The organism is Streptomyces sp. TLI_105 (assembly GCF_900105415.1).
In the GTDB taxonomy this organism is placed as follows: Bacteria; Actinomycetota; Actinomycetes; order Streptomycetales; family Streptomycetaceae; genus Streptomyces.
The window spans coordinates 430948-450291 of record NZ_FNSM01000001.1; the positions used below are offsets into that span (position 1 = coordinate 430948).

16 protein-coding genes are annotated in these 19344 nt (G+C 72.9%); 7 read left to right on the plus strand and 9 right to left on the minus strand.

Annotated elements, in window-relative coordinates:
- Positions 1–4 precede the first annotated feature (4 nt).
- Entirely contained in the window at positions 5–1477 is a 1473-nt protein-coding gene (locus BLW86_RS02170; RefSeq protein ID WP_093872417.1) for an aldehyde dehydrogenase family protein, read from the minus strand.
- Positions 1478–1720: 243 nt separating this feature from the next.
- Between BLW86_RS02170 and BLW86_RS02175 the strand changes: the two genes are divergently transcribed.
- Entirely contained in the window at positions 1721–2338 is a 618-nt protein-coding gene (locus BLW86_RS02175) for a TetR/AcrR family transcriptional regulator (protein WP_093872418.1), read from the plus strand.
- 17 nt (positions 2339–2355) lie between these two features.
- Here the strand turns inward: BLW86_RS02175 and BLW86_RS02180 are convergent, their stop codons facing one another.
- The 6 genes from BLW86_RS02180 to BLW86_RS02205 form a co-directional block, all read right to left on the minus strand.
- A complete protein-coding gene (locus BLW86_RS02180) occupies positions 2356–3282 on the minus strand; it encodes a LysR family transcriptional regulator (protein ID WP_093872419.1) in 927 nt (308 codons plus the stop codon).
- Positions 3283–3360: 78 nt separating this feature from the next.
- A complete protein-coding gene (locus tag BLW86_RS02185; protein WP_093872420.1) occupies positions 3361–4803 on the minus strand; it encodes an aspartate ammonia-lyase in 1443 nt (480 codons plus the stop codon).
- Positions 4800–5981: a M20 family metallopeptidase gene (locus tag BLW86_RS02190; protein ID WP_218138001.1), complete on the minus strand. Its 1182-nt coding sequence runs from the start codon at positions 5979–5981 to the stop codon at positions 4800–4802. Before BLW86_RS02190 ends, BLW86_RS02185 begins: the two co-directional genes overlap by 4 nt.
- Positions 5978–6652: a DUF1028 domain-containing protein gene (locus tag BLW86_RS02195; protein WP_093872421.1), complete on the minus strand. Its 675-nt coding sequence runs from the start codon at positions 6650–6652 to the stop codon at positions 5978–5980. Before BLW86_RS02195 ends, BLW86_RS02190 begins: the two co-directional genes overlap by 4 nt.
- A complete protein-coding gene (locus BLW86_RS02200) occupies positions 6649–7116 on the minus strand; it encodes a RidA family protein (protein ID WP_093872422.1) in 468 nt (155 codons plus the stop codon). Before BLW86_RS02200 ends, BLW86_RS02195 begins: the two co-directional genes overlap by 4 nt.
- Before the next feature lie 10 nt (positions 7117–7126).
- Positions 7127–8401 (minus strand): flavin-containing monooxygenase, encoded by a 1275-nt coding sequence (locus tag BLW86_RS02205; RefSeq protein ID WP_093872423.1) that lies wholly within the window; start codon positions 8399–8401, stop codon positions 7127–7129.
- A gap of 486 nt (positions 8402–8887) precedes the next feature.
- Between BLW86_RS02205 and BLW86_RS02210 the strand changes: the two genes are divergently transcribed.
- From BLW86_RS02210 to BLW86_RS02235, 6 genes are all read left to right on the plus strand, one after another.
- Entirely contained in the window at positions 8888–10357 is a 1470-nt protein-coding gene (locus BLW86_RS02210) for a xanthine dehydrogenase small subunit (protein WP_093872424.1), read from the plus strand.
- The gene (gene xdhB, locus BLW86_RS02215) at positions 10354–12729 is read left to right on the plus strand and encodes a xanthine dehydrogenase molybdopterin binding subunit (protein ID WP_093872425.1); all 2376 of its coding nucleotides are present in this window, start codon (positions 10354–10356) and stop codon (positions 12727–12729) included. Before BLW86_RS02210 ends, xdhB begins: the two co-directional genes overlap by 4 nt.
- A 1-nt stretch (position 12730) precedes the next feature.
- The gene (xdhC, locus tag BLW86_RS02220; RefSeq protein WP_093872426.1) at positions 12731–13540 is read left to right on the plus strand and encodes a xanthine dehydrogenase accessory protein XdhC; all 810 of its coding nucleotides are present in this window, start codon (positions 12731–12733) and stop codon (positions 13538–13540) included.
- A gap of 530 nt (positions 13541–14070) precedes the next feature.
- Positions 14071–14511 carry a VOC family protein gene (locus BLW86_RS02225; protein WP_093872427.1) on the plus strand — a complete coding sequence of 147 codons (441 nt, stop codon included), beginning with the start codon at positions 14071–14073 and terminating at the stop codon, positions 14509–14511.
- Positions 14512–14673: 162 nt separating this feature from the next.
- Positions 14674–15474 (plus strand): bestrophin-like domain, encoded by an 801-nt coding sequence (locus BLW86_RS02230; RefSeq protein WP_093872428.1) that lies wholly within the window; start codon positions 14674–14676, stop codon positions 15472–15474.
- A 346-nt stretch (positions 15475–15820) separates the two neighbouring features.
- Positions 15821–16645 (plus strand): DUF1684 domain-containing protein, encoded by an 825-nt coding sequence (locus tag BLW86_RS02235; RefSeq protein WP_093872429.1) that lies wholly within the window; start codon positions 15821–15823, stop codon positions 16643–16645.
- On the opposite strand, the gene BLW86_RS02240 is transcribed toward BLW86_RS02235, so the two are convergent.
- Entirely contained in the window at positions 16642–18048 is a 1407-nt protein-coding gene (locus BLW86_RS02240) for a uracil-xanthine permease family protein (protein ID WP_093872430.1), read from the minus strand. The two genes, BLW86_RS02235 and BLW86_RS02240, sit on opposite strands and share 4 nt — an antisense overlap.
- Positions 18045–19169, minus strand: a complete 1125-nt coding sequence (locus BLW86_RS02245) for an arylsulfotransferase family protein (protein WP_093872431.1) — start codon at positions 19167–19169, stop codon at positions 18045–18047. Before BLW86_RS02245 ends, BLW86_RS02240 begins: the two co-directional genes overlap by 4 nt.
- Positions 19170–19344: the final 175 nt, after the last annotated feature.

Here is a 19344-nt window from a genome sequence, read left to right on the forward strand (position 1 = left end):
GCGGTCAGCCGTGAGCGATCCAGGTCGTCTTCAGGCCGGTGTACTTGTCGAGGGAGTGCAGGGAGAGGTCGCGCCCGTGTCCGGACTGCTTGAACCCGCCGAAGGGCGTGTACGGGCTGAGGGCGTCGACGGTGTTGACGGAGACGGTGCCGACGCGCAGGGCGTCCGCCACGCGATGGGCGCGGCCGAGGTCCCGGGTCCACACGGAGGCGGCAAGGCCGTAGGCGGAGTCGTCGGCGAGGCGGATCGCCTCGGTCTCGTCCCGGAAGGGGAGCACCGTCAGGACGGGGCCGAACAGTTCCTCCCGTACGAGCGGGGCGTCGGGGCCGAGGCCGGTGACGACGGTGGGGTCGAGGTAGGCGCCGTCGCGGTCGGGGCGCGTGCCGCCGCACACGAGGGTGCCGCCCGATGACCGCACGGCGTCGAGGACGCGTTCCGCCTGGGCCTCGTCGACGAGCGGTCCGAGCCGGGTGGCGGGGTCGAGCGGGTCGCCCGGCTGCCAGGTGCGGGCGTGCTCGGCGACGCGGGCCGTGAACTCCTCGGCGACGGAGGCCTCGACGAGGAGGCGGGTGTTGGCGGAGCAGACCTGTCCGGCGTTGTAGACGAAGCCCCATGCGGCGCGTTCCGCGGCGGCGTCCAGGTCGGCGTCGGCGAAGACGACGTTGGGGCTCTTGCCGCCGGCCTCTGGCCAGACCTGCTTCATGTTCGACTCGGCGGAGTAGGCGAGGAAGCGCTTGGCCACGGCGGTGGAGCCGGTGAAGACCAGGGTGTCCACGTCCGGGTGGAGGCCGAGCGCCCGTCCGGTCGTCTCCCCCGGGCCGGGCACGACGTTCAGCACGCCGTCGGGCAGTCCGGCCTCCGCGGCGAGTTCCGCGAGGAGCAGCGCCGAGAGCGGGGACTGCTCGGCCGGCTTCAGCACGACGCTGTTTCCCGCGGCCAGCGCGGGGGCCAGCTTCCAGCTCGCCAGGTCGAGGGGGAAGTTCCAGGGGACCACCGCGCCGACGACCCCCAGCGGGGCGCGGCGCACGAGGGCGAGGTTGCCCGGCGGGGCCGGGGCGACCTCGTCGTAGAGCTTGTCGACGGCCTCGGCGTACCAGGTGAAGACGCCTGCGGCGCCGGGGACGTCGGTGCCGTGGGACTCCGCGATGGGCTTGCCCATGTCGAGGGTGTCGCAGAGGGCGAGCTCCTCGCCGTGCTCCTCGATGAGGCGGGCGAGGGCGAGCAGGACCCGCCTGCGCTCCGCGGGGGCGGTGCGCGACCAGCGGCCGCCCTCGAAGGAGGTGCGGGCGGCGGCCACGGCCCGGTCGACGTCCGCCGCGGAGCCGGCCGCCACGTGGGCGGTGGTCTTGCCGGTCGCGGGGTTCACGGTCGGGATCCACCGGTCCTCGGCGGGATCGGTCCACGCTCCGTCGATGAACAGGCGCGTGCGGGGTGTGAGGTCGGCGGCGCGCTGCCGCCAGTGGGCGTACGTCTGCATTGCTGTGGCCTTCGCTTGCGTCGTGGGACGTGGGGTGAGCCGGTGCCCCTGGGTGGGAGGCGGGCGGGGCCGTTTCGGCGGGGTGCCGCTCGGAGACAGCGGGGCGGCGAGGGAGAAGGGGCTCGGCGGCGGCGTCCGCACCGAGTTCTTTGAGTTGGGATTCAAACAATAGGTGAACCAGCCGTCAATGCTCTGGACGGGAACTTCTTGCACCATCTGATACGGGCGTCAGAGAATGAGCCCATGAGGAAAGTCGGCAGACCACGCGACCAGACGGCACGCAGAGAGGCCCTCGTCTCCGCCGCGGGGCGGGCCATCGCGGAGCGCGGGCTCGAAGCCCTGCGCATCAAGGACATCGCGGAGGCCGCGGGCGTCTCCCAGGGCTCGGTCCTGTACTACTACCCCGAGCTCGACGACCTCCTCCTGGAGGTGCACCGGGGCGCGGTGGAGGGCTATCTCGCGTCCCGGCAGCAGGCCTACGACGAGGCGGCCGCCGGCGATCCCGCCGCGCGGCTGCGGGCCCTCATGGACAGCGGTCTGCCGAGCATGACGGACGACCCGGTCCACGGGCTGCTGTACGAGCTGCACCGGCGCGCCGGCCGCAGCCCGGGCCACGCCGAGCTGATGGCCTCGCTCTTCGCGCGGGAGGTCGCGCTCTACACGACCGCCCTCGCGGTGGGCGCCGCGACCGGCGGGTTCACGCTCGCCGCGCCCGCGCCCGACCTGGCACACGGCCTGGTGGCCCTGGAGGACGGCTACGGCCTGCACATCGTCAGCCGCAACGCGGCCCTGCGCCCCGACAGGGCCCGTGAGCTGCTCCTGGCCCACGCCCGGACGGTGACCGGCCGGGCCGACCTGTAGTGACGGGAGGTCGCCGCTCAGCCCTCGGCGGGTCGGGTGGCGACCTCCCGCAGTACGTCCATGACCGCTCGGGCGCGGGCCGTCGGGGTCACGCTCGCCACCGAGGCGATCTTGACTTCGAGCGGCGGTCCGCCGTCCCGGAGCCGGAGCTCCGCGATCTCGCCGCCACCGTAGGTCTGACTGGTCGCCGGGCGCTGGTTGAGGACGGAGTAGCCGAGTCCGCGCGCCACCAGGGAGCGCACCGTCTCGTAGCTCCGCGTGTGGTAGCGCACGTCGGGCGCGGTGCCGGTGGCGGCGAGCAGGGAGCGGAAGTAGTCACGGCTGTGGGGGAGGTCGAGGAGGACGAGCGGCTCCGCCGACAGTTCGGCCAGTTCGACACTGTCCCGGCCGGCCAGGGGGTGATCGGCCGGGACGATGACGTACGCCGGGGCGCGGGCGACGGTCTCGGCGCGCAGGTCCGGCTCGGCCGACAGACCGAGGTCGTAGGTGAGCGCGAAGTCGACGCGTCCCCCCGTCAGGGCCTGGACGAGCTGGTCCGACTCCCCCTCCATGACGTCGAGTTCGATGCCCGGATGGCGTCGGGTGCATTCGCTGAACAGCGCCGGCAGGTAGTACGGGGCCAGGGTCACGAAGCAGCCGACGGCCACCGGCCCGGAGAGGGACTCGCCCCCGCCCCTGGCCTCCCGTTCGACCTCGCGGGCGCGGGCGAGGAGGTCCTGGGCCTGCTGCCGGAGCCGCTCCCCGGCGGGTGTCAGCGTCAGCCCCCGGCCGCGCCGGCGGATGAACAGCTGCACCCGCAGGTCCTGCTCCAGGTTGTGGACGGCCGTGGACACGGCGGACTGCGCGATGTGCAGCTCCGCCGCCGCCTCCGTCATCGAGCCGCGTTCGGCGGCGACGAGGAAGTAGCGGAGCTGGACGAGTGTGAAACCGACTGGTGACGTCATGCGTGGCCCTCGCGCCTGGTGGTCCGGTCGGCTCCGACCCTATGCGGCCCCGGCGACGGACACGACGCCGTGGGGTGCTCAGGGCGCGCCCCGGCCCGTGAGGGCGGCGGGGCTGGTGAGCTCGCGCAGTTCCGTCTCGGTCAGCAGCTCGCGCTCGCGTACGAGGTCGAGCGCGGGCCTGCCGGTGTGATGGGCCTCCAGGGCGAGGGCGCAGGCGGTCTCGTAGCCGAGTGCGGGGCCGAGCGCGGTGACGAGGCCGGTGGAGGCGGCGACGGTCCTCGCGAGCCGGTCCCGGTCGGCGGTGATGCCCCGCACGCAGTGCTCGGCGAGGACGCCGACGCCCGCGGTGAGGTGGGCGAGTCCGGCGCTCAGGCTCCGGTGGATGACCGGCTCGAAGGCGTTGAGCTGGAGCTGGCCGCCCTCGGCGGCGAGGGTGACGGTCACGTCGTTGCCGATCACCTCGAAGGCGATCTGGTTGACCGCCTCCGGGATCACCGGGTTGACCTTGCCGGGCATGATGGACGAACCGGCCTGCCGTGGAGGGAGGTGGATCTCCCCGAGGCCGGCCTGTGGTCCCGAGGAGAGCAGCCGCAGGTCGTTGCAGATCTTGGACAGCTTCACGGCGATCCGCTTGAGCACTCCGGACAGGTGCACGAAGACGCCGACGTCCTGGGTGGCCTCGACGAGGTCGGGCGCGGAGACGAGCGTGGGGATGCCCGTCAGCCGGCGCAGCTCCTCCACCGCCCGCTCGCGGTAGCCGGGGCGGGCGTTGAGTCCGGTGCCGATGGCCGTGCCGCCGAGGTTGAGCTCGTGCAGCAGGGGTCTGACCTCGGCGAGCCGCTGCTCGTCCTCGGCGAGGGTGGCGGCGTACGCCCCGAACTCCTGGCCCAGTGTCATGGGGACGGCGTCCTGCAGCTGGGTGCGGCCCATCTTCAGGACGTCGGCGAACTCGGCGGCCTTGCCCTCGAAGGCGCCGCGCAGTCCGGCCAGGGCGACGAGCAGGTCGGCGACGTGCGCGTCCAGGGCCAGTCTCAGGGCCGTCGGGTAGACGTCGTTGGTGCTCTGGCCGAGGTTGACGTGGTCGAGGGGGTGCAGGACCGCGTACTCCCCGCGGGAGCGGCCGAGCAGTTCCAGGGCGCGGTTGGCGATCACCTCGTTGGCGTTCATGTTGGTCGAGGTGCCCGCGCCGCCCTGGATGAGGTCGACCACGAACTGGTCCCGCAGGGCTCCGTCGCGGATCTCGGCGCAGGCGGTCTCGATGGCCGAGGCGAGCGGGGCGTCCAGGGCGCCGACCTGAGCGTTGGCGCGGGCCGCGGCGCACTTGACCGCCGCCAGGGCGCCGATCAGGTGCGGCCGGGCGGCGAGGGTCTCCCCGGTGAGGGGGAAGTTGGCCACCGCCCGGACGGTGTGCGCGCCGTAGTAGGCGTCCGCCGGCACGTCGACGTCACCGAGCATGTCGTGCTCCGTGCGGTACCCGTGGTCCGGCGGGGCGGTGCGCCGGGGGTCCGGGGTCGGGGTCATCGGGTTCCTTCGGTCGTCGGGATGCCTCCGGCGGGCCCGGCTCGGTCCACTCCGGTCCAGGCCAGGGCGATCGCCCCGTCGAGCAGGGCCCGTTCGGCCGTCCCGCCCACGCAGTGCGCGGCGAACTCGTGCTGGTGGTTGGTCGCGGGCAGGGAGCCGATGCCGATGTACGGGTGGATGGCCGGCACCACCTGGGAGACGTTGCCCATGTCGGTGGAGGCGCGGTTCATCCGTGCGGCCTGCCCCGGCGGCGCGAACTCCCTGCCCAGCGCGAGGGCGTTCGCACGGTAGTGGCCGAGGGCGGTCCCGTCCGTGCGGAACTCCGCGTACGGCTTGCTCTCCGGCTCGATCCGGAGCTCGCAGCCCGTCGCGAGGGCGCCGGCCTCGAAGGCCCGCATCACGCGCGGTTCGAGGGCGGCCAGTTCGGCGAGCGTCTCCGCCCGTACGTACCACCGTCCGGTCGAGCGCTCCGGGATGGCGTTGGGGGCGTCGCCGGCGTGGGTCACCACGCCGTGCACCCGGGCCGAGGCCGGCAGCTGCTGGCGGAGCAGGCCGATGGCGACCTGGGCCACCGTGAAGGCGTCGGCCGCGTTCACCCCGGCCTCCGGATAGGCCGCGGCGTGCGCGGACCTCCCGGTGTAGGAGATCTTGGAGTGGCTGACGGCGAACGGGCGGGCCTCGGCGACGTCGACCGGCGCCGGATGCACCAGCATCGCGAGGTCCACGCCGGCGAAGGCACCCCGGTCGAGCAGCTCGATCTTGCCGCCGCCGCCCTCCTCGGCCGGGGTGCCGCAGACCTCGACGGTCAGGCCGACGTCGTCGGCGACGGCCGCGAGGCCGAGCGCGGCTCCGACCGAGCTCGCCGCGATGAGGTTGTGCCCGCAGGCGTGGCCGAGGCCGGGCAGGGCGTCGTACTCGGCGCACAGGGCGATCCGTACGGGCCCGCTGCCGTACCGGGCGTGGAACGCCGTCTCCAGGCCCAGGTAGGACGAGGTGACGTCGAATCCTGCCCGGTCGAGGAGCTCCGGGACGGCGGCCGCGGCCCGGTGTTCCTCCCAGGCGGTCTCCGGATCGGCGTGCAGCCGCTCGGAGAGGCCGATCAGCTCCTCGGCCCGGCGGTCGACCGCCTGCCGGGCCGCCTTCTTCAGCGCGCCCGTCGCTTCCCGCGCGGCCCTCACAGGTCGCCCGGGACGCCGTACGAGGGTGCGGTGGCGGGGTCGAGTCCGCGCCGCACGTAGTCGTCGCGCTGCGGCAGCCAGACGTCGAGGAGTTCGCCGAGCCGGTCCACGGGCTCGTCGGCCCAGTCGACCCGCAGATCGGTCACGCGCCAGCCGACGTCCGCGACGACCGCCAGGCCGGCGGAGTGCACCGGGCCCTCCTCGCCGCCGGCCGCGACGGCGGCCCTGAGGGCGGCGAGGAGACGCTCTTCGAGTTCTCCGCCGGCCGAGGCGTAGGCGTCGAGGAGCACGCCGGGGATGTGGGGGCCGGACAGCATGTTGCCGGCGGCCACCGCGCCGTCCGTGGTGGCCGAGGCGTACGTGCCGAGCGTCCGCGCGCCGCTGTGGGCGAAGCCGGGGCCGGAGCGGCCGAGGACGGTCAGCTGCCGGTACTCGATGGTCTCGGCGTTGCGGACGGCGCCGGTGACGTCGGTCAGGGCGCGCTCCGCGTCCGAGTGCTCCGCGAGGCCCGCGAGGAGGCTCGTGCCGAGGGTGGGGTCGGTGATGTTCTGCGAGGTGGCGGCGCCGACGCCGGGCCGCAGATGGGCGACGCGGGCGAAGACCGCCGGGCTCGACGAGCAGGCCACGACGCCGAACCGCCCACCGTCGCGCACGACGAGGGAGAAGGTCATGCCGGGTCCTCCTCGGCGCGGGCGGGGACGACGGCGATCGCGTCGATCTCGCACAGCCACTCGGGGCGGGCGAGCGCGGACACCACCAGGCCCGTGGAGACGGGGTGCACGCCCTTGGTCCAGCGGCCCACCGTGCGGTAGACCGCCTCGCGGTAGCGCGGGTCGATCAGGTAGATCGTCAGCTTGACCAGGTGCTCCATGCGGCTGCCCGCCTCTTCGAGCAGCATCTTGATGTTGGCCATGGCCCGCTCGGCCTGGGCCTCGGCGTCGCCGATGCCCACGGACTCGCCGGTGTCGAGGTCCTGGCCGATCTGGCCCCGGACGTACACCGTGTTCCCGGCGACGACGGCCTGGCAGAGGTCGTTGTCGAGGTTCTGCTCGGGATAGGTCTCGCGGGTGTTGAACGGGCGGACGCGGGTGTGTCCGCCGGCGACGATCGGGGCCTTCGGGGTCGTGGAGGTCATGATCCGCTCCTCAGTTCTTCCGGTCGGTGGGTGCGTACGCGAGATAGCCGCGCTGCCTCGCGATGTGGTCGGCGACGTACCGGGCGTCGTGCCAGACGCCCCAGAGGAAGCTGGATCCGCGGCGGGACAGCCAGGGCAGGCCCAGGAAGTAGACGCCGGGTTCGGCGGACACTCCGCGTCGCTGGTCGGGGCGGCCGTTCTCGTCGAACGCGTCGACGTCGAGCCAGCCGTAGTCGGTGGCGAAGCCCGTCGCCCACACGATGGAGGTGACGCCGGCCTCGTTCAGGTCGAGCTCGGGGCGGGGGCGGGTCACGCACTCCGGGTCCGGTCCGAGGACGTGGGCCTCCGGCTCCTCGGGGAGGTCGAGTCCGTCGCGCTCGACGTAGGCGTCGGCGGCCCGGAGGAATTCCAGGTACTTGGCGTCGCCGAAGGCGATGTTGGCGGCGAGGTCCGGCGCGAAGCGCAGGACGCCGTCGGCGTAGGACGTGGTCATGCCGACGAGTTCGATGCCGCTCGCGGCGAGGTCCCGGAAGTCCACGGTGTGGCCGCCGTGCGCCCCGCTGACCGCGATGGTGACGTGTTCGGCGCCCTGGGGCGGGGTCTGCGCGTCCCAGGTCCCGAGCACGCCGAGCCACCAGCAGAAGTCACGCCCGCGGTACGCGCGGGGCGGACGGTCGTGCGGGCCGACGGAGAGGAGGACCCGGCGCCCGGACCGGCGCAGTTCGTCGGCGATCTGCACCCCCGAGGAGCCGGCCCCGACGACGAGGACGGCGCCCCCGGGCAGCTGCTCCGGGTTGCGGTACCCACTGGAGTGGATCTGCGTGGGGACGGCGCCGTCCGGCACGAGCGGCGGGATCACGGGCCGCTGGAACGGTCCGGTGGCGGCGACGACGAAGCGCGCGTCGATCGTGCCCTGCGAGGTCTCGACGCGGAAGCCGGGCCGGCCGGCGCGCCTGCGCACCGAGGTCACCTCGACGCCGCTGCGGATCGGGGCGCCCGTCTTCTCGGCGTACGCCACGAGGTAGTCGGCGACCCGCTCCTTCGGCACGAAGGCGTCGGGGGTGAGGGCGGGATCGATATCCGTGAACTCGAGGCCCGGGAAGCGGTCGTGCCACGCGGGCCCGTTCGCCACCAGGGAGTCCCAGCGTTCCGTACGCCACCGCTCGGCGATCCGGTGCCGTTCCAGGACGAGGTGCGGGATGCCGTGGGCGCCCAGGTGCTCGCTCATGGCCACGCCTGCCTGGCCCGCCCCGACGACGACGACTTCGGTCTCTTCATGCGGCATGTGTGCCTCCACTCGGGCGGTAGGCCATGTGGGCGTCTCGTCGACTGCGCTACCGCACGGCACATCCTTGGACGCCCCCGTGAAACTGTCCAACAGATGTTTTCGTTGACAGCGATCGAATTTACAGATGCACGAGGGCCCGAGGTCTTGACCTCGGTGATCGTCGGCCACTAACTTGCGCTCAGCATCGCCCCGTGACGACCGAGAGGAGGCGACCCCCCGGATGAACACCAGCTCCGACCTGAGTCGCCTCGCCCACACCACGGTCTGGGTTCCGGGTCGCATCGCCCACGGCTGCTGACGACGCCGTCCTCCCGTGCCCGCTCGCGGCACGTCCCGGTCTTCCCCTCACCCTTTTCCGGCACGCCGCCGTCGCGTGCCGTCCCGCGCCCGCACCTGTGACGCGGCGCGTCCGAGCACAGAAAGCTGCCCGACATTGGCGAACATGATGAATCGACCCATCGCGCACCGAAACGAGGGCCCGTCATGGTAGCGGCGCACATCACCGTCAACGGAGAAGAAGCACCGATCTCACCGGCCCCGGCCCACACCACGGTGCTGGACTTCCTGCGCGAGCGGGGACTCACCGGCACCAAGGAGGGCTGCGCCGAGGGTGAATGCGGCGCCTGTTCGATCCTGGTGGCCCGCCCCGGCGTGGACAAGCCCACCGACTGGGTGGCGGTCAACGCCTGCCTGGTCCCGGTGGCGGCGCTCGACGGTCAGGAGGTCGTCACCTCCGAGGGCCTCGCCACCGCCGGCGCACCCGGCACGCCGCCCGCCCTGCACCCCGTGCAGGAGGAGATGGCGGTCCGCGGCGGCTCCCAATGCGGCTACTGCACACCGGGGTTCGTCTGCAGCATGGCGGCCGAGTACTACCGTCCCGGCCGCTGCGCGCACGCGGACACGGACGCGGCCCCGGGCACCGACGCCGAGCACGGCCCCAACGGTTTCGACCTGCACGCCCTGAGCGGAAACCTGTGCCGCTGTACGGGCTACCGCCCCATCCGCGACGCCGCCTTCGCCGTCGGCACGCCCACCGACGAAGATCCGCTGGCGCGGCGCCGCGAGCAGGCCCCGCCCGCACCGGTCGCCACCGCGTACGTCCAGGACGACAGCGCGTTCCTGCGGAAGAGCACCCTGCCCGAGACGCTGCGGCTGCTGCGCGAGCGGCCCGAGGCGGTGGTGGTGGCCGGCTCCACCGACTGGGGCGTGGAGGTCAACATCCGTGCCCGGCGGGCCGGTTGCGTGGTCGCCGTCGACCGGCTTCCCGAACTTCGGGAGCTGCGCGTCGATTCCGACTCCCTCGAGATCGGCGCGGCCCTGACCCTCACCGAGATCGAGCGCCGTCTCGACGGCGAAGTCCCGCTGCTCGCCGAACTGTTCCCCCAGTTCGCCTCCCGTCTCATCCGCAACGGCGCGACCCTCGGCGGCAACCTGGGCACCGGCTCCCCCATCGGCGACAGCCCGCCGGCGCTGCTCGCCCTTGAGGCGTCGGTGGTCCTCGCCGACGCCGACGGCGAGCGCGAGGTCCCCCTCGCCGCGTACTTCACCGGCTACCGGCAGAGCGTGCGCCGCCCCGACGAGCTGATCCGCTCGGTGCGGATCCCGCTGCCCCTGTCGCCGGTCACGGCCTTCCACAAGATCGCCAAGCGGCGCTTCGACGACATCTCCAGCGTGGCCGTCGCCTTCGCGCTCGACGTCGAGGGCGGGGTCGTCCGCAAGGCGCGGATCGGCCTGGGCGGCGTCGCCGCCACCCCGATCCGCGCCCTCGCCACCGAGGCGGCCCTGGAGGGCAGGCCGTGGACGGCGGAGACCGTCGAGGCCGTGGCGCCGGTGCTGCGGGACGAGGGCACGCCGATGGACGACCACCGGGCCAGCGCCGCCTACCGCTCCGCGATGCTCGGCCGGAGCCTGCTGAAGCTGTACACGCGAACCACCGAGGCGGTGCCGTCATGAGCCAGTTGTCCGAACGCCCCGAGAAGTCCGTCGTCGGCCTCCCGCTGCCGCACGAGAGCGCGGTCCAGCACGTCACCGGCACCGCGCTCTACACCGACGACCTGATCCACCGCACCAAGGACGTGTTGCACGCCTACCCGGTCCAGGTCATGAAGGCCCACGGCCGGATCACCGCGCTGCGCACCGCGCCGGCGCTCGCCGTGCCCGGTGTGGTCCGGGTGCTGACCGGTGCCGACGTGCCCGGCGTCAACGACGCCGGGATGAAGCACGACGAGCCGCTCTTCCCCGACGTGGTCATGTTCCACGGGCACGCGGTCGCCTGGGTGCTGGGCGAGACGCTGGAGGCGGCCCGGCTCGGCGCGGCGGCCGTCGAGGTGGAACTCGACGAACTGCCCTCCCTGATCACGCTGCGGGAAGCGATCGCGGCCGACAGTTTCCACGGTGCCCGGCCCGTGATGGTGACGGGCGACGTCGACGCCGGCTTCGCCGACTCCGCGCACGTGTTCACCGGCGAGCTGCACTTCTCCGACCAGGAGCACTTCTACCTGGAGACCCACGCGGCACTGGCCTACGTCGACGAGGCCGAGCAGGTGTTCGTGCAGAGCAGCACCCAGCACCCCTCCGAGACCCAGGAGATCGTCGCCCATGTGCTCGGCCTGCACAGTCACGAGGTCACCGTGCAGTGCCTGCGGATGGGCGGCGGCTTCGGCGGCAAGGAGATGCAGCCGCACGGCTTCGCGGCCGTCGCCGCGCTCGGCGCCAGGCTGACCGGCCGGCCGGTCCGGGTGCGGCTCAACCGGACCCAGGACCTGACCATGTCCGGCAAGCGGCACGGCTTCCACGCCCGGTGGCGGATCGGCTTCGACGCCGACGGCCGCATCCAGGCCCTCGACGCCACCCTCACGGCGGACGGCGGCTGGAGCCTGGACCTGTCCGAGCCGGTGGTGGCCCGCGCGCTGTGCCACATCGACAACACGTACTGGATCCCCCACGCCCGCGTCACCGGCCGCATCGCCAGGACCAACAAGGTCTCCAACACCGCCTTCCGCGGCTTCGGCGGACCCCAGGGCATGCTGGTGATCGAGGACATCATGGGCCGGTGCGCGCCGCTGCTCGGCCTGGATCCGGCGGAGCTGCGGGAGCGCAACTTCTACGGGCGGGGGCAGACCACTCCGTACGGACAGCCGGTCGTCCAGCCGGAGCGGATCTCCGCCGTCTGGGAGCAGGTCAAGGAGAACGGCGGCATCGCCGCCCGCCGGCGCGAGATCGCCGCCTTCAACGCCGCGCACCCCCACACCAAGCGGGCCCTCGCGCTCACCGGCCTGAAGTTCGGCATCTCCTTCAACCTCACCGCCTTCAACCAGGGCGGCGCGCTGGTGCTGATCTACAAGGACGGCTCCGTCCTGATCAACCACGGCGGCACCGAGATGGGGCAGGGCCTGCACACCAAGATGCTCCAGGTGGCCGCGACCACGCTGGGCATCCCGCTGCGCAAGGTGCGCCTCGCCCCGACGCGTACCGACAAGGTGCCCAACACCTCCGCCACCGCCGCCAGCGCGGGGACGGACCTCAACGGCGCCGCCGTGAAGAACGCCTGCGAGCAGCTGCGCGAACGGCTGCGGCAGGTGGCGGCGACCCAGCTCGGTGCGAACGCCTCGGACGTGCGCATCGTCGAGGGCGTCGCGCGCGCCCTGGGCAGCGACAGGGAGCTGGCCTGGGACGACCTGGTGCGCACCGCGTACTTCCAGCGGGTGCAGCTGTCGGCGGCCGGTTTCTACCGGACCGAGGGGCTGCACTGGGACGCCAAGACGTTCCACGGCTCGCCGTTCAAGTACTTCGCCCACGGCGCCGCGGCGGCCGAGGTGGAGGTGGACGGGTTCACCGGCGCGTACCGCGTCCGGCGGGTGGACATCGTGCACGACGTCGGCGACAGCCTGTCCCCGATGATCGACATCGGTCAGGTCGAGGGCGGTTTCGTGCAGGGCGCGGGGTGGCTGACCCTGGAGGACCTGCGCTGGGACGCCGGTGACGGCCCGAACAGGGGCCGTCTCCTTACGCAGGCGGCGAGCACCTACAAGCTGCCGAGCTTCTCGGAGATGCCCGAGGAGTTCCACGTCACGCTGCTCCAGAACGCCGGCGAGGAGGGCGCGGTCTACGGCTCCAAGGCGGTGGGCGAGCCTCCGCTGATGCTGGCCTTCTCGGTACGGGAGGCGCTGCGGCAGGCCGCCGCCGCGTTCGGCCCGGCCGGGACCAGTGTCGAACTGGCCTCGCCGGCGACGCCGGAGGCGGTGTACTGGGCGATCGAGGCGGCCCGCCGGGCCGGCGCGTCCCCCGTCCGCGCCGATGTCGCGGAAGCGTCGATCGGTGCCTGACATGACGTGGTTCGCCGCGGTCGCGCGGCTGCGGGAACGCCGGGAGTCCGGCGTGCTCGTGACCGTCGCGACCGTGCGCGGCCATGCCCCGCGCGACGCCGGCGCGAAACTCGTGGTCGGCCGGACCGAGACCTGGGGCTCGATCGGCGGCGGCAACGTGGAGGCCGTGGCGATCGACCGGGCCCGGGAGATGATCGGCGCGTCCCGGCCGGAGCCGGAGCTGCTCGATTTCGCCCTGAACGACAAGGTGACCAACCAGCACGGTGTGCAGTGCTGCGGCGGCACGGTGTCGGTGCTGCTCGAACCGCTGCCGGTGGTACGGGCGGTGGCGATCTTCGGGGTCGGGCACGTCGGGCTCGAACTGGCGCGCATCCTGGCCCGCCAGGACCTCGACCTCCATCTGATCGACACGCGCGCCGACACCCTCGCCGAGCGGCGGCTCGACGTGCTCGCGGACGCGGTGGCGCGCGTGCGCGTGCACCACACGCCGCTGCTGCCCGAGGAGGTCCTCGAGGAACTCCCGCACGGCACGCACGTCCTGATCATGACCCATGACCACGCCGAGGACGCCGCCCTGTGCGACGCCGCCCTGCGCACGGCGCACCTCGGTTCCATCGGGCTGATCGGGTCGGCGGCCAAGTGGGGGCGGTTCCGCAAGCGCCTCGCCACCGAGGGGGGTCACGACGATGCCGTCATCGACCGGATCAAGACCCCGATCGGTCTTGCCGACATCACCGGCAAGGAACCCGCGACGATCGCCGTGAGCGTCGCCGCGGACCTGCTGCGCACCTTCGAGGCCGAAGACGCCTGAGGCACCCGCACGAGTCCGTCGCGAAGGTGACGGACTCGTGCGGACGGCCCTCGATGAGGGGGGCCGACGGCGCGTTCGCCGCCGCGGCGCCGCTGGATGACGACGGCGAGGGCGCCGCGGCGTCCGGGCTGCAGGCCGCCGGTGAACAGCAGCCTGTCGGGCGTTCTCGGGCTGACGTCGGTCAGCAGGTCCTTCGTGGCGTTGTCGTCGAGCCGGCGTCCTGCGCCGTGAGAGGGCCGAGCAGACCGAAACGCATCCGTGTGACTCCAGGGCTCGGTGGATCGGGTGACCGCGTACGTCGGTGCACGGGGCGGTCACAGGTGGTACGCCACACATCACGCCCCAGGCGAACCGGGTACGCGTTCGTGTCCGGAACGCGCTTTCACGCGTGAGGAGTTCGGCGACCCGACGGCGCGCCTGCCCGTCCCGCGTCGCCCGACGGCGACGATCGTCCGGAGGGGGATCCGCGGTGTCGCCCGTCGCCGCCGTACGACCTTGTCCGTGTGTCACGAGATGCCAGGAGACCCAGCATGACGATCAAGCGGATGGACAACGTCCTCATCGTGGTCGAGGACCTCGACGCCGTCGTGGCGTTCTTCGTCGAGCTCGGCATGGAAGCAGAGGGGAGGATGCCCGTCGAGGGGCGGTGGGTGGACCGTGTCATCGGGATCGACGGATCCCGGCAGGAGGTCGCCATGCTGCGGACCCCGGACGGTCACGGCCGGATCGAGCTGGCGAAGTTCCACACGCCGAAGGCGATCGGCGGCGGGCCGCGGGACGCGCCGGTGAACACGCCGGGGATCCGGCGGGTCATGTTCGCCGTCGACGACATCGACGAGACCGTCGCCCGCCTGCGCGCCCACGGCGGCGAACTCGTCGGCGAGGTGGTGCGGTACGAGGACGTCTACCGGCTCTGCTACCTCCGCGGTCCGGAGGGCATCGTCGTCGGACTGGCCGAGGAGCTCACCTGAAACAAACCGGACGGTCTTGATCCGCTACGTGGCCCAGCGCGCATCCCCCGTGCGAGGGCGAACGAACGTTTCCCTTGTTCCCGACCCGCGACGCACCAAGCGATGATCACTGCCCCGCCGGAGCCGCCCGAGGCTCCCGGCTGCTCCCGGAGGTGTCCTCTCGTGGTCCTCGTCATCGTCGTCGCCGTACTGGCCCTGCTCGCAGGCCTCGCCGCCAATCGCTGGCTGCGGCCGAGGCTGCTCAGCGAGGACGACGACACGGGCATGGCCGTGAAGGACCTCGTCGGCCCGCTCCTGACGCTGACCGTCCTGCTGCTGGCCTTCGTCCTCGTCACGGCCAACGGTTCGTACGGCAAGGCCGAGGTCGCCTCCCGCGGCGAGGCCCGCGCCCTGGACCAGCTCGTGGAGACCGCCGAGTACGCCCCCGAGGCCCAGCGGGCCCGGATCCAGGCCGACGCCGTCTGCTACGCCCGCGCGGTGCGCACCCAGGAGTGGCCGGCCATGGCCGACGGCAAGGGGTCACCGGCCCCCAGCGTGTGGTCGACGGACTTCCGGCAGACCTTCCGCTCCCTGGAGGGCAAGCCGGTCTTCGGCATGCTGATCGCCGCCGACAACAAGCGCTCCGACGAACGCGAGGAACGCCTCACCCAAGCGACCGCCAGCATCCCCAGCGCCATCCTCTGGTTCCTGCTCGCCACCCTTGCCATCACCGTCGTGGCCCTCGGCGTCTGTCTGCCCCGCAGGAACAACCGCGGCCAGCTGATCACCCTCGTCGTGATCACCGCACTGCTGACGACGGCGCTGTGCATCATCCGCGACGTCGACCGCCCCTTCGGCGGCATCATCGACGTACAGCCGACGGCGATCACCGAGGCCGAACGACAGGCCCACCGCGACTTCCTCGCCCACAGCCCGGCCTCCGAACTCCCCTGCGACGACCGGGGCGACCGCCGGGCCGTCTGAGTCCCCGCCGCCCGCGCCACCGCTCCGGCGGCGCGGGCGGCCATCACTGGCGCCACACACCGGAGTTGTGTTTTCCTGAACCCATGAGCCTTCTCGTGACGCGCCGACACGTGGACTACGTGCGCGTCACGACCATGGCGTGTTTCCGCTGACACCGAGGCCTCGACCCGGCGTCCGGACACCGACGCGCTCGCCCCGACGGCTCCTGGGCGCCTCCTGACGGCCTCGTTCTGCCCCGCGGTCCGTTCCCTCCGCCTTTCCCGCCCCCGCCTTCGGGCTCGGCGGCCCCCGGCGACGGACACGCGACCGCGCCCACCCCACCGTCCCTCACCGCAGGAGGAGAAGCATGAGCGCCCGTGACACATCCGTATCCGACCCGGAGGTCTTCGCCAAGGAGTGGGAGGCCTGGCACCGGGACAAGGACGCCCGGCTCGCCTCTGAACACGGCTTCCTCGCGATCACCGGCCTCCACTGGCTCTCCGACGAGCCCCAGGCGTTCCCCGGCGTGCCCGGGACCTGGTCGACGGGGCCCGAGGGCGTCGTCGTGGAACTCGACGAGGGCACGGAACTCGTCGTCGACGGCACGGTGGTGCGGGGCCGGTACCTCTTCGGCGTCATCCCTGAGCGCGGCGGCGTCGACGCCGTCTGGGGCGACACCGTGATCGAGGTCGCCAAGCGCGGTGGCCACGACGTGGTCCGGCCGCGCCACCCCGGCCACCCGCTGCGGGTCGCCTTCGCCGGCACGCCCGCGTACGAGCCCGATCCGCGCTGGGTGGTCACGGGCCGGTACGAGACCTTCGACGAGCCGCGCCCGACCACGGTCGGCGCCTCCGTCGAAGGACTCCGGCACGTGTACGACGCTCCCGGCCGCGTCGTCTTCCGGCTGGACGGACAGGAGTTGAGCCTGACCGCCTTCAACGGGCACACGCCCGGCAGCCTCACGGTGCTGTTCACCGACGAGACCTCGGGCGTCACCACGTACGCGGCCAACCGGAACCTCGGGGTGGCGGCCCCGGGGCCCGACGGCACGGTCGTGCTCGACTTCAACCGCGCGACCAATCTGCCCTGCGCCTACACCGACTTCGCGACCTGCCCGCTGCCGCCGGCCGAGAACCGGCTGCCCGTCGCGGTCGAGGCGGGGGAGAAGATCCCCCACGAGCGCCTCTCCTAGGCAACACCCGGGCGGCGCCCCGTGCGGTCCGGCGCGTCTCGGTCGGCCCGTGCGGGCGGGTCGGCCGACGGGGAGGGGGCGTCGCTCCCCCGGCCGGACCGGCCGAGCAGCGCGGTGAGGAGGACCGCCGTCAGGGTGCCGGCGACGACGCCGCTGCCGAGGATCGTGCGGGCCCAGCCGGGGAACCCCGCGTACAGGTCGGGGCTGAGCAGCGGCAGCAGTCCCGCGGTGAGCGCGAGGGCGGCCGTCAGCGAACCCGTCCCCGTCCCGGACAGATCGGCCCGGCGGAGCATCTCGACGCCCATGACGGCGATCACGGCGTAGACGACGAGGGCGGAGCCGCCCACGACGGCCTCGGGTATCCCGGCCAGCGCCCGGGAGACGGGCGCGGCCAGGCCGAGGACGACCAGGAGCGCTCCGGCGCCGGCGGTCACGAAGCGGCTGCGGACCCCGGTGAGCCGGCCGATGCCGATGTTCTCGGCGCTGGTGACCATGAGGGAGGTGCCGAAGAGCGCGCCGGCCAGGGACACCAGGGCGTCGGCGCGGGCGACGCGGGGAACGTCGCGCTCGGGAGCGGGCTTCCGGCCGACGGTCTCGCTGTTGAGGACGGTCTGCCCGGTGATCTCGGCGAGCGTGGTGAGGCTGAAGACGAGCAGCGGAAGCGCGGCGACCAGGTCGAACCTCGGTGTGCCGAAGGGCAGGAACACGGGCAGCGCGAAGCCGCTTCCGGCCGCGGGGGCGAAGGAGCCGAGGCCCGTCCCCACCCCGAGGGCGGTTCCCGCCGCCATGCCGATGAGGACGGACGTCTGTCGCCAGACGCCGCGCAGGAACACGTACGCGGTGACGGTCGCCGCCACGGTGAGGGCGGCGAGGAGCACCGCGCGCGGCTCCCCCGTGCCGTCCGGGCCGGTGACGAGCCGGGCGGCGACCCGGATCATCGCGATGCCGATGAGCAGCACGGTCACGCCCATGACCAGTGGGGGGAAGAGCCGTACGACACGGGCGTACAGGGGAAGCACGGCGAGCAGCAGGGCGGCCGCGAGGAGGACGGCGCCGGTGGCGGTGGCCGGCCCGTGTTCCTGGGCGATCTGGAGGAACAGCGCGGTCGCGGCGCCGCCGGGCAGCATGACGAACGGCAGGCGTCCGCCGATCCGCCAGACGCCGAGCGACTGGAGCAGGGCGCCGACGCCGCACAGCAGCAGGACGGTGCTGAGCAGCGAGGCCGTCGCACCGGGCGACATCTTCAGGGTGCCGGCGACGAGGAAGACGGTGGAGACCGGGGCGGCGATCATCGCCAGGACGTGCTGGGCCGCCAGCGGTGCGAGGCGCCGCCAGGGGACCCGCGCGTCGACGGCCTCGACCGGACGGACGGCGGCGGGGGCCGGGCGGGGTGTGGTCGTCATGCCGTCGCCTCCAGCCACGGGATCTCGGCCGGGGCGTAGCGGTAGGCGCGGAAGACGGCGTTCGGCTGCGACGGGAAGAGGTCGCGGACGTCGCTCTCCTCGTAGCCGGCGAAGTACGGGACGACGTACTCCCAGCACAGGTAGCCGTCCTTCGTCACCTCGAACAGGCGGCCCGACGGGGAGTCGGTGACGAGCGTGTTGCCGTTCGGCAGGCGCTGCGCGGAGCCCATGAAGGGCGCGAAGAAGAACTCGCGGGCGGGGTCGTGGTACTCCCACGCGATGTCGCCGGACGCCCGGTCGATCTCGATGACGCGGGAGTGGGGGACGTCGTGGCCGGGCCGGAAGACTCCGTTGTCGAAGACGAGGAACCGGCCGTCGTCGAGTTCGGTGGGGTCGTGCTGCTGGCTGACGGTGCCGGGGCGGCTCCGCCAGAGGATCTCGCCGGTGTCGCGACTGATGACGACGACGGCCGAGACGCTGCGCAGGCTGGCCAGGATGTTGCCGTCCCGCAGGGGCGTGACGCTGTTGATCAGCGGCCAGTGCTCACGGGCGTAGGCCTCGTGCAGCGGGTAGGAGTCGCGGTCGAGGTGGTCGGCGGCGCGCCAGGACCACAGGAGTTCGCCGTCCGGGCCGACCTCCTTGATGGTGTCGGCCCAGACCACGCCGCCCGTGGCTTCGGAGCCGGGCACTCCGCCCCGTACCGCCGCGGCGTCGGCCCCGGCGAGGGGTTCGAGGGCGGTGTAGAGGATGCGGCCGTCGTCGAGGTGGTGGGCGTCGTGGTGCTGGAGGGGGTCGCGGTGCTCCCGCAGCACGGTCCCGTCGGGCGCCGCGTGGAGCATGACGCCGCCCCGGTACTTGTGCCACATCGGGAAGAGGGCCCGCTCTCCCGGGAGTACGCCGTTGTAGGCGAGGGTTCCGTCGGCGAGGAGTCGGGCGTGGCGGCCGGGGCGGTAGGGGAGGTCCCAGCGGTGGACGCTGCGGCCCTGGAGGTCGATGAGGTACACCTCCCCGGTGCCGGTGAGCGGCGCGTAGAGGGTGTAGCCCTCGGACGCGGCCGTCTCGTCGAGGGCGATGAGGCCGGTGGGACGTCGGCGGCGTGAGTTCTGGTCGATCGTGGGCACGTCGGAGCTCCTCGCTTCAAACTTTCTTTGATGAGAACAACCGACTTTGACGGTAGGCGCGTTGTGTGACGGGCGTGTGTCGGGAGTACGAAACCGTCTCCGGGCTTCGGCCGAGCGGCGCGTAAGGTGCGGTCATGCGCCGTGGAACAGGGCGGACGGCGGCGCGGGGCGGGAA